The sequence below is a fragment of the Paenibacillus salivarius genome, assembly GCF_051307165.1.
Classification (GTDB): domain Bacteria; phylum Bacillota; class Bacilli; order Paenibacillales; family Paenibacillaceae; genus Fontibacillus.
The window spans coordinates 3,813,595-3,826,293 of the sequence record NZ_CP195592.1 but is presented as its reverse complement, the minus strand read 5'-3'; the positions used below and the strand labels follow the sequence as shown (position 1 = coordinate 3,826,293).

13 protein-coding genes are annotated in these 12,699 nt (G+C 54.7%); 7 read left to right on the top strand and 6 right to left on the bottom strand.

Annotation, left to right across the window (positions count from 1 at the left end; all coding sequences use genetic code 11):
- Positions 1-63: 63 nt before the first annotated feature.
- The 7 genes from hemE (at position 64) to ACSFXJ_RS17620 (ending at position 7,850) form a co-directional block, all read left to right on the top strand.
- Positions 64-1,131, top strand: a complete 1,068-nt coding sequence (gene hemE, locus ACSFXJ_RS17650) for a uroporphyrinogen decarboxylase (protein ID WP_435921727.1) — start codon at positions 64-66, stop codon at positions 1,129-1,131.
- Positions 1,132-1,158: 27 nt separating this feature from the next.
- Positions 1,159-2,100: a ferrochelatase gene (hemH, locus tag ACSFXJ_RS17645; protein ID WP_435925796.1), complete on the top strand. Its 942-nt coding sequence runs from the start codon at positions 1,159-1,161 to the stop codon at positions 2,098-2,100.
- A 122-nt stretch (positions 2,101-2,222) separates the two neighbouring features.
- On the top strand, positions 2,223-3,599 hold the full coding sequence (locus tag ACSFXJ_RS17640; RefSeq protein WP_435921726.1) for a CapA family protein: 1,377 nt from the start codon (positions 2,223-2,225) through the stop codon (positions 3,597-3,599).
- A 38-nt stretch (positions 3,600-3,637) separates the two neighbouring features.
- A complete protein-coding gene (locus ACSFXJ_RS17635; RefSeq protein ID WP_435925795.1) occupies positions 3,638-4,366 on the top strand; it encodes a glycerophosphodiester phosphodiesterase in 729 nt (242 codons plus the stop codon).
- 17 nt (positions 4,367-4,383) lie between these two features.
- Positions 4,384-5,028 (top strand): fumarylacetoacetate hydrolase family protein, encoded by a 645-nt coding sequence (locus ACSFXJ_RS17630; RefSeq protein WP_435921725.1) that lies wholly within the window; start codon positions 4,384-4,386, stop codon positions 5,026-5,028.
- Positions 5,025-5,867, top strand: a complete 843-nt coding sequence (locus tag ACSFXJ_RS17625; RefSeq protein WP_435921724.1) for a DUF92 domain-containing protein — start codon at positions 5,025-5,027, stop codon at positions 5,865-5,867. The genes ACSFXJ_RS17630 and ACSFXJ_RS17625 overlap by 4 nt, the downstream gene beginning before the upstream one ends.
- 15 nt (positions 5,868-5,882) lie before the next feature.
- Complete coding sequence (locus ACSFXJ_RS17620) at positions 5,883-7,850, top strand: ABC-F family ATP-binding cassette domain-containing protein (protein WP_435921723.1); 1,968 nt, start codon at positions 5,883-5,885, stop codon at positions 7,848-7,850.
- A gap of 79 nt (positions 7,851-7,929) precedes the next feature.
- Here the strand turns inward: ACSFXJ_RS17620 and ACSFXJ_RS17615 are convergent, their stop codons facing one another.
- From ACSFXJ_RS17615 to ACSFXJ_RS17590, 6 genes are all read right to left on the bottom strand, one after another.
- Positions 7,930-8,739 carry a hypothetical protein gene (locus ACSFXJ_RS17615; protein ID WP_435921722.1) on the bottom strand — a complete coding sequence of 270 codons (810 nt, stop codon included), beginning with the start codon at positions 8,737-8,739 and terminating at the stop codon, positions 7,930-7,932.
- Positions 8,726-9,763 (bottom strand): M42 family metallopeptidase, encoded by a 1,038-nt coding sequence (locus tag ACSFXJ_RS17610; protein WP_435921721.1) that lies wholly within the window; start codon positions 9,761-9,763, stop codon positions 8,726-8,728. The genes ACSFXJ_RS17615 and ACSFXJ_RS17610 overlap by 14 nt, the downstream gene beginning before the upstream one ends.
- Positions 9,764-9,786: 23 nt before the next feature.
- The gene (locus ACSFXJ_RS17605; RefSeq protein WP_435921720.1) at positions 9,787-10,134 is read right to left on the bottom strand and encodes a LapA family protein; all 348 of its coding nucleotides are present in this window, start codon (positions 10,132-10,134) and stop codon (positions 9,787-9,789) included.
- 80 nt (positions 10,135-10,214) lie between these two features.
- Positions 10,215-12,005, bottom strand: coding sequence for an oligoendopeptidase F (gene pepF / locus ACSFXJ_RS17600; RefSeq protein WP_435921719.1), 1,791 nt, complete (start codon positions 12,003-12,005; stop codon positions 10,215-10,217).
- Positions 12,006-12,203: 198 nt separating this feature from the next.
- Positions 12,204-12,383, bottom strand: coding sequence for a hypothetical protein (locus ACSFXJ_RS17595; protein WP_435921718.1), 180 nt, complete (start codon positions 12,381-12,383; stop codon positions 12,204-12,206).
- Between the two features lie 55 nt (positions 12,384-12,438).
- Complete coding sequence (locus ACSFXJ_RS17590; RefSeq protein ID WP_435921717.1) at positions 12,439-12,672, bottom strand: hypothetical protein; 234 nt, start codon at positions 12,670-12,672, stop codon at positions 12,439-12,441.
- Positions 12,673-12,699: the final 27 nt, after the last annotated feature.

Sequence of the window (12,699 nt, the reverse complement as noted above, 5' to 3'; positions counted from 1 at the left end):
TTACTTACTTTTAAAAGAGGCATAATATATATTAGAGATTTATGAATAGGAGGCCTTGTCAAAGTGGCTTATAACGATAGGTTTATCCGGGCCTGCCGCCGGCAGGATGTGGACCGACTTCCAGTCTGGTACATGCGTCAGGCGGGCAGGTACGATCCCGCATACCGCAAGATCAAAGAAAAATACAGCTTGCTCGAGATTTGCCGGCAGCCGGAGCTGGCGGCGGAAGTGACGATGATGCCGGTACGGAAGCTGGGCGTGGATGCGGCCATTTTATATTCCGACATCATGAACCCCGTCGCTTCGATCGGGATCGATTTTGACATCGTCAAGAATATCGGGCCCGTCATCGACAATCCGATCCGAAGCAAGGAGGATATCGACCGGTTGAAGCCGATCGATGTCGAGAAGGACCTTTCGCATATTCTTGAAACGATCGCGATTTTGGACAAAGAGCTGGATGTGCCGCTGATCACCTTTGCTGGCGCTCCGTTTACGATCGCCAGCTACCTGATCGAAGGGCGTCCATCCAAAAGCTATATCCGGACGAAAAGCCTGATGTACGGCGAGCCCGAATTGTGGGACAAGCTGATGGGTAAGCTCGGCGATATGGTTATCGCTTATTTGCGCGCCCACGTAAGAAGCGGCGGTAAGGCGTTCCAATTGTTCGACAGCTGGGTCGGCGCGCTCGCGCCCAAAGATTTTGAACGCTATGTCCTGCCGACGATTACCCGTATTTTTGCCGAACTTTCCGATTTGGATGTACCGAAAATATATTTCCCCGGCGTCAGCTCCGGAGAGCTGCTGCCGACGCTGCAGCATCTGAAAGCCGACGTCATCGGTCTGGACTGGCGGGTGTCCATTGCCGAAGGCCGGCGTCGCACGGGCGGGAATTTTGCCGTTCAGGGAAATCTGGACCCGTATATTTTGACCGCTCCCATGGAAACCATTAAGCAGGCGGCGAAAGATCTGGTCGATCAAGGAATCGAATCCCCGGGGTACATATTCAATCTTGGCCACGGGCTGTTCCCCGAGGCTTCGCTGGAGAAGCTGGCCGAACTGACGGATTATGTGCATGAATACTCGGAGCAAGCGATCCGGCAACGCGGCCGGGTCCAAATGAACTCATGATATGAACTATTTGTAGAGGTGACGATGATGACGAAAAAAATAGGCGTATTGGTGATGTCCTACGGAACGCCGGAGAGTATGGACCAGGTCGAAGCATATTACACCCATATTCGCCGGGGAAATCCTCCGACTGCCGAACAATTAAAGGAACTGAAGGATCGGTATGAGGCGATCGTCGGCGGCGTTTTCCCGCTGCGGGCCAATACCGACAATCAAGTGGCAGCGCTTCAGGACACCTTAAACCGGCTGAATCCATACTCCGATGCGGAATTTGTTTGTTACCAAGGGCTGAAGCATGCCCGCCCGTTTATTGAAGACGGTGTCGAAACGATGGCTCGGGAAGGGATTAAGGAAGCGGTCGGCATCGTGTTGGCTCCGCATTATTCGATTATGAGCATCGGAGGCTACATCAAGCGCGCGGAAGCAAAGGCGGCCGAAGCCGGAATCTCGATGAAATTCGTCCGCAGTTATCATTTGCATCCGAAGCTGGTCGAGGCGTTCGCAAACCGCGTCTCGAGCAAGCTCGATCTTTTCAAGGAAGCCGGAGCGGAACGGGATCAAGTCAGAGTGCTGTTCAGCGCCCACAGTCTGCCGGAGAAAATTCTGGAGATGGGAGACCCTTACCAGGATCAGCTTCTGGAAACCTCCAAGGCCGTTGCGGAACGGGCGGGGGTGACTTCCTGGCAGTTCACTTGGCAAAGCGCCGGACGGACGGCAGAACCGTGGCTCGGCCCCGATATTCTGGATACGCTCCGCGAACTGGCTCACGAGCAGGTTGAAGATGTGCTGGTTGCGCCGCTCGGTTTTGTTTCCGACCATCTGGAAGTGCTCTACGACCTTGATATCGAAGCCAAGGCGATCGCCAAAGAGCTCGACATGCGGCTGGAACGGATCGATATGCTGAACACCGAGCCGCTTTACATGGAAACGCTGGCCGATGTCATTTTTCAAACAGCGACTGAAAAATAAGGCCTTAGAAGGACCCTTCGCGTAAAATAGGCGAGGGGTTCTATTTATTTCGGGTTCCCTGATATAATAAAATCAATGATGTTCGCTTAAGATCTCAGAGTAATGAAGCAAAGGAGTCTAGCATGTATCCACCGCGTTCGGAAAAATACAGGAAGAAGAAGCAGGAAAAGCAGAAAAGCCAAAACCGGTTTTGGCTGGGACTGAACCTGATACTCATCCTGATTATCGTTGTTTTGGGGACTTATTTTATACTGTCGGAGAAAACGCTTGAGGGTAGTCCCGGGACGGAGGACAGCAATTATACGTCTGATTATGAGCAGCAGCCGAATGCCTTGCCGGAATACGACTCATCCGAAACGGATAATACTTCCGAGGCCCATCCTGCCGTAAATTCGGACCTTGATGACACGGATACGCCGGAACAAGAACCTGAGGCTGAGGCGGCAAAGGATCTTGATGGCGAAGCGGTCGAGGATGAGCCGAAGAAGACCGAGCCCGGGGAACGGGTGCTTATTCATTTTGCCGGGGATACGATCTTCTCCAGCAAGGTGGCCGACAAGCTTGAAAAGGAAGGTTACGACTATCCTTACCGCTATGTAAAGGAACTGTTTCAGAACGACGATCTGAGCATCGTCAATTTGGAAACCCCGGTTACGGACGGGGGTACAGCCGCCGAGAACAAGACGTTTGTATTTAAATCGTCGCCCAAGGCTTTGCCGGAAATGGCGAAGGCGGGCATTGACGCGGTAAATCTCGCCAACAATCACTCCTTGGACCAAGGGACGGAAGGCTTGCTGGATACGATAGAGCATCTGAAGCAAAATGGCGTTCATTATTTTGGCGCCGGGAAGAACAGTAAGGATGCCTATGCGCCGGTTTATATCGACCGGAACGGGATTAAAATTGCCATATGCGGATTTACGAGGGTCATTCCCGAATCCCATTGGGCCGCGGGTAAAAATCCGGGTGTCGCCGCGGCATATGATTCGACCCTGGCCCTCAAGTCAATTAAAACCGCGCGCAAAAACGCCGATCTGGTACTGGTCGTGGCCCATTGGGGCAAGGAGCGCTCCACGAAGCTCGAGGAGCATCAAACCGAGCTTGCCCATGCGTTTATCGACGCCGGGGCCGATTTGGTCGTAGGCGGTCATGCGCATGTGCTGCAAGGCCTTGAGCAGTACAAGGGAAAATGGATTGCGTACAGCACGGGGAATTTTATTTTTACAAAATCGAAGGATGCAAAAACATGGGAGACCGCCGTGTTCGCCGCGGAATGCTCCAAGTCCGGCGAATGCAGCCTGAAGCTCATCCCTTTTAAAACCGAGCTAGGCCAGCCCGTTCCGATGAACGAAGAGGAAGGGGCAAAGCTGTTGAAAGAGGTGCAAAGCTTTTCGCCGGGGGTTTCGATTTCCGCCTCCGGGGAAGTGAAAGGTGCCGCGGTACGCGGGGATGCTCCGGAATCCGTTGAAACCGCAGCTTCCGCGTCAGCATCGGATTAAGCCCCCATTCGGGGAACATCAGGAGGGAGCGTATGAAGGTGGCTAATCCGTGCGTCGCCCATCGGGGCTTCTCCGGCATCGCGCCGGAAAACACCATGGCCGCGGTTTCGCTCGCCATCGAGCAGCCGTTCGTGCATTGGATCGAAGTGGATGTGCAGTTGTCCAAAGACGGCGTCCCTCTGCTGATCCACGATTATACTTTAAACCGGACCACCAACGGAAAGGGACCGGTCAAGGATAAAACCTGGGCGGAGCTCAGGGCGCTGGATGCCGGGCGATGGAAGTCGAAGGCTTTTGCGGGAGAACGGCTAATCAGTCTGGACGAGTTTTTGGATAAAATTCAAGGAAGACTGAAAGCCAATATCGAAATTAAAACCCAAGGGAATCTGTATCCGGGCATTGAAGAGAAGATCTTCGCGGCCGTCAAAAAGCGGCGGATGGAGCAGGATGTCGTGCTGACCTCGTTTGAGCCGCGGATTTTAGCCAAGGTCAGGGAGCTCGGCCGGGAATTCCGGACAGGATTGATCGTCGACGGAAAGCCGAAAGATCTCCTGCTGCGTCTGCAGCTGCTCGGCTGCAGCTTCCTATCGATCAATTACCGGTACCTGACGCCGGAACTGGCTGGCAATGCGATCCGCAAAGGGATCGACGTGATGGCCTGGACCATGGATGAAGTATGGCGGCTGAAAAGGGTGGCGGCCATGCATAGCGGTATCCTGCTCTGTACGAACCGGCCGGATAAATGGCGCAAAGCGATCAAAGAATGAACGGAGGCACTAAAAAGATGAATAAAATGATATCAAACGTATATTGCGTTGGCCGAAATTACCGGCTGCACGCCGAGGAGCTCGGCAATGAGGTGCCTGGGGAACCGATGATTTTCCTGAAACCGTCCCATGCGGTTGTACCGATGAATGAAACGGAGATCGCGCTGCCTGCGGCCCGGGGCGAAATCCATTATGAAGCCGAGCTGGTGCTGCGGATCGGCCGCCGGTACGAATCCGGCATGACGGTGGACGAGCTCGTCGACGTGATGGCGTTCGGCATTGATTTCACGCTGCGCGACGTGCAAAGCGAACTGAAGAAAAAGGGCCACCCTTGGACGGCGGCCAAAGGTTTTAAAAACTCGGCGCCGGTGACGCCGTATATCGCATTTCCGGGAACGGCCGAAACGGCCGGGGAAGATTTCGTTTTGCGGAAAAACGGAGAAATCGTGCAACGCGGGAACATCCGCAACATGATCTTTTCATTGCAGCAAATCGTGGATTATATCGCCGACCGTTACGGTCTTGACGAGGGGGACTTGATCTTCACGGGAACTCCGGAAGGGGTTGGGCCTGTTTATAAGGGCGACCGGCTGGAAATTGCTTTTGGTTCTAACGTTCTGGGCAGCTGCGTAATTTCGGCGGGGCCGGAAGCAAAACAATGACGGATTGGTTGATCGGGGCGCTCTGCGCCCTTTTGGTCTCTGCGGCGGCCTATAGGAAAGGCTCCCTGTCCATGTCCGGCATGATTGCCGCCTTCGTAATGGGAACCGTCTATTACGGTGCCGGCAGCCTGTTCTGGTTCGGCATCCTGCTGTTGTTTTTTATTACGTCGTCGGTATTCTCCAAATTCCGCGAGGCGCGAAAGCGGGAGCTTGAGAAATCCTATGCCAAATCCGGGCGCAGGGATGCCGGGCAAGTGTTCGCTAACGGCGGGATCGGCATGCTGTTGTGCATATCGAATGCCATTTGGCCCGATCCGGTATGGGTGTACCTGTTTGCGGGCGTGATGGCGTCGGTGACCGCGGACACATGGGCGACCGAATGGGGCGGATTGAGCCGAAGCGAGCCGCGTTCCGTGCTGACCTTCCGAAGGGTACCGGCCGGTACTTCCGGCGGGGTATCGCTCATCGGCAGCACGGCCGCGCTTGCCGGAGCCGTCATGATCGGCGGGGCCGCCTGGCTGCTGCCCGAATTGAGCGGCGCTTTGACGGGACATGCCACCGTCAGTACTTCTTTATCCTTATGGCAGTGGCTGATCGTCGGCGGATTGGCGGGCTTTGCCGGTTCGTTCGTCGACTCGCTGCTTGGGGCCACCGCCCAGCGGATGTACCGCTGCACGGTATGCGGCAAAAGCGTGGAGGTTTTGACCCACTGCGGCGCCAAGACGATTCCCGAGCGGGGATTAAGCTGGATGAACAATGACGCGGTCAACTTGATCAGTTCGATGGCAGGGGGATGCATCGCCTGGGGACTTGCCGCGATCGCGACAATGCTTGGTTAGAAAGTAGGTAAACCTATGAATATTATGACAGTCGAGAACCTGACGAAAAGCTACGGCGAAAAAATCCTGTTCAAGGATGCTTCGTTCGGCATGGATGAAAATGACAAAATCGGGATTATCGGAGTCAACGGCACGGGCAAGTCGACGTTTCTTCGCGTCATCGCCGGCCTGGACCAGGCGGATGAAGGGCGGGTTTCGTTGAATCGGGACGTGCGGGTCACCTTGCTGGCCCAAAATCCCGAGTACGATCCCAATATCACTGTGCTTCGGGGCGTGTTCCAAAACGGCGGCCCCGAGCTGGAGGTTGTCTCTTCCTATATGGAGGCAATGGATGCGCTGGAGCTTACGCCGGGCGATGAAGGGCTGCAGGCCAAGGTTTTGAAACTGAGCCAGGAGATGGACCGTCTTCAGGCCTGGAGCTTGGAAAGCGATGCGAAAAGCGTGTTGTCGAAGCTCGGCATTTCCGACTTCGGCCGGAGAATGGGCGAACTGTCCGGAGGGCAGCGCAAACGGGTTGCCCTGGCTTCCGCATTGATCATTCCCTCGGAGCTGTTAATTATGGACGAGCCTACGAACCATATCGACAACGAGTCCGTGGCCTGGCTGGAAGCCTATTTGCAAAAACGGCGCGGCGCCTTGCTGCTCATCACGCATGATCGCTACTTCCTTGACCGGGTGTGCAACGTCATGCTGGAGCTGGACCATGGACGTCTGTTCCGTTACGAGGCGAACTACAGCCGGTTTCTGGAGCTCAAGAGCGAACGTGAGGAGCGGGAAGCGGCTTCGGAACAAAAACGCCAAAATTTGCTGCGGAATGAGCTGGCCTGGATCCGTCGCGGCGCCCAAGCACGCTCGACCAAGCAGAAAGCGCGGATTGAGCGGTTTGAGAAGCTGCAGAATATGCATACCGAGTACAAAAACGATGCGCTGGACATCTCGGTTGCATCGACCCGGCTCGGCCGCAAAATTCTGGAGATCGAGGGCTTGCGCAAATCGGCCGGAGACCGTCTACTGATCGGCGGTTTGACTTATACCGCGGTTCCGGGTGACCGGGTCGGCATCGTCGGCCCGAACGGAAGCGGAAAATCGACGCTCCTGAATATGATCGCGGGACGCATTCCGCCGGATGGGGGAACGATTGAGCTCGGGCAAACGGTCAAGCTGGGTTACTTTACCCAGGAACATCAGGAGATGGACGGTAAGCAGCGCGTCATCGAGTATATCAAGGAAGCGGCCGAGGTCGTCGAAACGGCGGACGGTTCCCGGATTACGGCCGCGCAGATGCTGGAGCGGTTCTTGTTCCCGCCTGCCATGCAGTGGACGCCGATCTCCAAGCTGTCGGGAGGGGAGAAGCGGCGGCTATATTTGCTCCGCGTCCTGATGGGAGCGCCGAATGTGCTGCTGCTGGACGAACCGACGAACGATCTGGATATTCAGACGCTTACCGTACTGGAGTCGTATCTTGACGAGTTTCCCGGCGCCGTATTCGTCGTATCCCATGACCGGTATTTTCTCGACCGGACGGTGGACAAGATTATGGCGTTCGAAGGCGGCGGCGTGGTGGCCGTCCATGTCGGCGATTACAGCGAATATGAAGAAAGACTGCAGCTTCATGGCCGCAGCGGAGGCGGAGATCATCCCGGATCATCGAATCGTACCCGCTCTACGGGCGAACCTTCGGGGCAGGCCGCTAGCGCTCCGGTTACCGGATCCGGCAGCAGCAAAGACCCAAGCCGCGGCGAAAAGCTCAAATTCAGCTATAAGGAACAGCGCGAATACGAGACGATCGATGAGCGGGTAGAGGAAGCGGAGCAGCGTTTGACCCGTATTTCCGAGGCTATGACCGATGCGGCCAGCGATTCCGGCAAGCTCCAGGAGCTGATGCGCGAGCAGGAGGAAGCCGAATCCGAGCTGGAGCAGCTGATGGAACGCTGGACGTATTTGAACGAGTTGGCGGAGAAAATAGAGAGCCAACGCAAGTAGGAGTTACTCAAGAATGAAACAAAAAACCGTCCAAACGCGGATATATATCCGTTCGGACGGTTTTTTGCGTTTTTATCGGTTACCTCTGCGGTTTGATCGCAATAATTTGCTGCAGGTCGCGGGAATCGCCGTGAAGGGATATTTCTTCCGCCTTTAGTTGCGACGAGCCGTCACCGTCAAGAAATATGCCTTCTTTGGCGGCTTTCGGGGCGACGTTATCCCGGATCGCCTCGCGGAATTCGGCCGCCGTGCAACGAACGTCGGTGACGATCAGCCATAGGAGGCCGGTGTCGTCGTATACGAGGCCCGAGCGGAGCCGCCGCTCGTCGGGGTTCGGCAAATGCTCCCGGGTGACGGCTTCCTCCCAGCCCGATTCGTTCTGCAGGTTCATGCTGACCCCGCCTTGGGCGAAGTAGCGGCCCCGATCCCGGATGCGCAGTTCGTCGGCCGAGGAGACGACCTGGACCGAGAATTGGTTCGCGGCCTCGTCCCATACGAGCGTCCCGCGCGGGTACTTTACGTTAAACCAGCCGGACCCGAATTCTCCGGCCTGCCCTTTGACGGGGACATCGTCGTTGACGGCGATCGACAGCACGCTGCTTTCATAGAAAAAGCCGCCGTTCATGCCGTACACGCGATACTCCCCAAGCGGCCGGTCAGCCGCCCGCAGCTCGATGAGCTCCGGATCCACCGCCAGGGCATGAAGGGAAATGCCGCCATCCGCCACAATTTTCACGTAAGTGTAATTATGGGGCAGCAGAAAGGCTTTGCCCCAGGCCAGCATGCCGAAAATGCAAACCGCCAGCAGCGCTGCGGATAACGCCGCGAACGGCCAACGGTTCCCGGTCGCCTGATTCCGAACCTCCGCCGATGTTTCAGCCGATGACATAAGCGGCAAGAAGCCTTGTCGTATTGAAAATCGCTTGCTTGTGCGTCCGCTCCATGGCATGCGAGGCATGCACGCCCGGGCCGATCAGGGCGGCGCGAATGTTGTGGCCACCATGCAGCGCGGCGGAAGCGTCAGAACCGTAATGCGGGTAAATGTCTACCGCATAGTCGATTCCGAGCTCCTTTGCGAGCTCGATCAGTTTCCCGGTCATGTCGTAATCATACGGACCGGTGGAGTCTTTGGCGCAAATGGACACGTCGGTCTCCTTGCAGCTCAGGTTGTCGCCGATCGCGCCCATGTCGACGGCGATCATTTCGTTCACGCCGTCCGGAATCCAGGACGCGCCGTGGCCGACTTCCTCATAGTTGGAGATGAGGAATACGAGATCGTGCTTCGGCGTCCAGCCCTCGCGCTTGCTGGATTCCAGCAAGCCGAACAGCGCGGCGACGCTGGCCTTGTCGTCCAGATGGCGGGACTTGATATATCCGCTAGGCGTGATGACCGCCCGGGCGTCGAACGAAATGAAGTCCCCGACCGAGATGCCGAGCTTCAGCACGTCATCCTTGCTCTGGACGAGTTCATCGATGCGAACCTCCATATTCGCTTCCTCCCGCTTAAAGTCGCGGGCATCGCTATACACGTGTACGGAAGGTTGGGACGACAGAATCGTGCCCGTGTATATTTTGCCGCTGCGGGTATGGATTTGGCAGTATTCGTTCTCGATGCTGTTCATCATAAAGCCGCCGACGGATGTAATCGCAAGCGTTCCGTTTTCGTTTACGGCGCGGACCATGGCGCCAAGCGTGTCGACATGGGCACTGACCGCAATTTTCCGCGAGGAATCGAGGCCTTTCAATTCAAGCAGGGCGCCGCCCTTTTCGTTTTGCGAAAAAGGAATGCCCAGCGCCTCGGCCTCGCTGCGGACCAGGCTCATGATTTCCCGGGTAAACCCGCTCGGGCTCGGGGTATCCAGCAATTTTTTCAACAGATCCAAAATATAAGATTCATTCGGTTGAATGTTCAAGGGTTTCCCTCCACATTTCAAAATTATTGGCGCGACTCGGCAGGATCGCTATCCTGTTCCGGAATCGCAGCGTCTTCTTTGTCCGATTCGATCTCGGGCTCCGGAAATACGTATCCGGTCGCTTCCTGGATATGTACAAGCTTGGCATTCAGCGCCTTCACTTCTTTTTGAAGTCGATATCCGCGATAGATGCCGAACGAGCCGACGATGATGCCGCCGAGCAAGGTACAGCCTAGGATCAGCAGGATCAGCGGAAGGCTGACCGAACCGAACAGCAGGTTGACCTGAACCGGGTCAACGTTGATGACGGCAAAGATAGCGGTAATGAGCGCAAAGATCAGCGCAAGGATTAAAGACCATTGTATTTTCAACTGAGGTGACACCTCCTTCTTATGACAGTATAAAATCCCCTGCCCGCAAGGAGCAAGGGATTCAAGGACAAACACCGGTTTTATTTCGTCAAATTCTCCATTTGTTCAATGATATTCTCGAATACGCTCATCGCTTCGCGGATCGGCTGAGGCGTGGACATGTCTACGCCGGCCTTGCTTAAAATGTTGATGGAATAGTCGCTTCCGCCGCTTCTCAGGAAGCCGAGATAACGGTCGACCGCCGGCTGGCCTTCTTCCAAAATCTGCTTCGAGAAGCTGGTGGCCGCCGAAAACCCGGTGGCGTATTTGTAAACGTAAAAGCTCGTATAGAAATGGGGAATGCGCGCCCATTCCATTTCGATATCCTGATCCACCTTCATCTCCTTGCCGTGATATTTCACGTTGAGGTCGTAATAGATGGAGGACAGCTCCTGCGGAGTCAGCGATTCGCCCGACTCGGCACGCTCGTGAATGATTTTCTCGAACTCGGCGAACATCGTCTGACGGAACAGCGTCGTCCGGAATTGATCGGCATAATAGGTAAGCAGGTACATTTTTTGCTTCGGATCGGTCGAATGCTTAAGCAAATAATCCATGAGCAGCGCCTCATTCGTCGTGGAAGCAACCTCGGCCAGGAAGATGGTGTACTGCGCATCGCGGTATTTCAAGGCTTCGTCCGAGAAATAGGAATGCAGCGCATGGCCCATTTCATGAGCCAGGGTGAACATGCTGTTCAAATTGTCTTTATGGTTCAGCAGCACGTACGGATGCGTACCGTAGGCACCCCAGCTGTAAGCGCCGGTCCGCTTACCTTCGTTCTCGTACACGTCGATCCAGCGGTTATTGAAGCCTTCGCGCAGCACGTTCAGATAATTTTCCCCGAGCGGCTTGAGGCCGTCCTCGACCATTTTTTTCGCTTCATCATAGGTGATGTCCCACTTGTATTCTTCCACCAGCGGGGCGAACAGATCGTACATATGCAGTTCATCCACGCCGAGCAGCTTTTTGCGCAGCTTCATGTAACGATGAAGGAGCGGCAGGCTTTCGTGGACCGTGTCGATCAAATTCGTGTACACTTCTTTCGGAATGTTGTCGCCGTAGAGGGACATTTCCAGAACGGAAGGGTATTTGCGAACTTTGGAATAGAACATGTTCTTGTTCACGTTGGCACTGAGGGTGGCCGCGATCGTATTTTTCTGTTTTCCGTATGTTTCGTATACCGCTTTGAATGCCCGGCGGCGAACATCGCGGTTCGGACTTTCAAGGAATTGAATGTAGCTGCCATGGGTCAGTTCCACTTCTTTGCCGTTCTCGTCCTCGATCTTCGGAAATTTAAGATCCGCGTTATTGATCATGCCAAAAATATGCTGCGGCGCTTGGGACAAGTTGCCGACTTGAGCGAGCAGGGCTTCCTCAGTTTTGCTGAGTACATGCGCTTTCTCCCGCTTGATTTCCTGAAGCGTGAACTTATAGTCCGCCAGGGACGGATTGTCGATCAACGCGTCAAGCTCGGTTTCCGGCAGGGATAAAATTTCCGGGGTAATAAAAGACAGCGCCTCGCCGATTTCTACATTCAGCTTTTTGGCTTTTTGAGTGAGGGCCTGATATGTAGGGTTCGTGGTGTCCTGGTCATGGTTGAGATGGGCGTACACATAAAGCTGCTCCAGCTTCTGCGATATCTCGTCCTCCAGTTCGAAAATCGACTTCACGTTCTCCGGGCTGTCGAGCTTGCCTTCGTATTCGGATACCTTGCTCTTGAGCTCCTTCAGCTCGCCGAACGATTTGTCCCAGGCTTGCTGATCGGGGAAGATGTCCTCCAGTTTCCATGTGTTTTCGGTTTTCACTTCGGAGCGCTTAGGTAATGTGCTCATCGGAATCCTCCTTTGATTGGGTTTGGTCGAATCGGATGCCATAGCGGCGGGCCCTGAGCCCGGTACGGCGGTAATCAATATGCAGGATGCAAGCAACATGGGAATCAGGCGGGTCTTCAACATACTGGATCTTCAACCTCCCGTTTGAAATGCAGAGACATCTTTCCAGTATGCCCGCCGCCTCCGGCGTTATTTACTTCACCTTCCCAAATTGAAAAGATAATAAACCAGCAAAAGAAAAGCAACCGCTACCATAACAAGGGCGGTGATGGCAAAGCCGCGTCTGAGCTTCGAGGGAATGTTGTTTTTGCTTAAAATTAGGACGACCCCCAGCGCAAACGCGCAAATGATAAAAATGAGCAGGCTTGAACTATCCATGAACTTGACTCCATTTCTTACATATTATGATGCGATGACGGTAAATCCGTCGGTTTCAGACCTGTTTGAAGGCGTTCATGATGTCGTGCCATTCTTCTTCCTTGCCGGCGAAATCCTCTTTCGGAAAACGGTTCTGCACCCACTGCATCAAGGCCGGCCGGCTGAGGAATGTGTGCGATTCTTCGCCCCACTGGTCGGAAATTTCCCGGAGAATGATGTATTTGCCTTGAACTTCGACAGTCATCATATTCCATTTGTCTTTTTTGTATATTTCGTGTTTTTTGATCATAGGAACGGCTCCGATCTTGGATACATT

Coding starts and splice junctions, on each gene's coding strand:
- ACSFXJ_RS17590 (WP_435921717.1), bottom strand. CDS start 12,672: ATGATCAAAAAACACGAAATATACAAAAAAGACAAATGGAATATGATG.
- pepF (WP_435921719.1), bottom strand. CDS start 12,005: ATGAGCACATTACCTAAGCGCTCCGAAGTGAAAACCGAAAACACATGG.
- ACSFXJ_RS17630 (WP_435921725.1), top strand. CDS start 4,384: ATGAATAAAATGATATCAAACGTATATTGCGTTGGCCGAAATTACCGG.
- ACSFXJ_RS17595 (WP_435921718.1), bottom strand. CDS start 12,383: ATGGATAGTTCAAGCCTGCTCATTTTTATCATTTGCGCGTTTGCGCTG.
- ACSFXJ_RS17640 (WP_435921726.1), top strand. CDS start 2,223: ATGTATCCACCGCGTTCGGAAAAATACAGGAAGAAGAAGCAGGAAAAG.
- ACSFXJ_RS17620 (WP_435921723.1), top strand. CDS start 5,883: ATGAATATTATGACAGTCGAGAACCTGACGAAAAGCTACGGCGAAAAA.
- hemH (WP_435925796.1), top strand. CDS start 1,159: ATGACGAAAAAAATAGGCGTATTGGTGATGTCCTACGGAACGCCGGAG.
- ACSFXJ_RS17615 (WP_435921722.1), bottom strand. CDS start 8,739: ATGTCATCGGCTGAAACATCGGCGGAGGTTCGGAATCAGGCGACCGGG.
- ACSFXJ_RS17625 (WP_435921724.1), top strand. CDS start 5,025: ATGACGGATTGGTTGATCGGGGCGCTCTGCGCCCTTTTGGTCTCTGCG.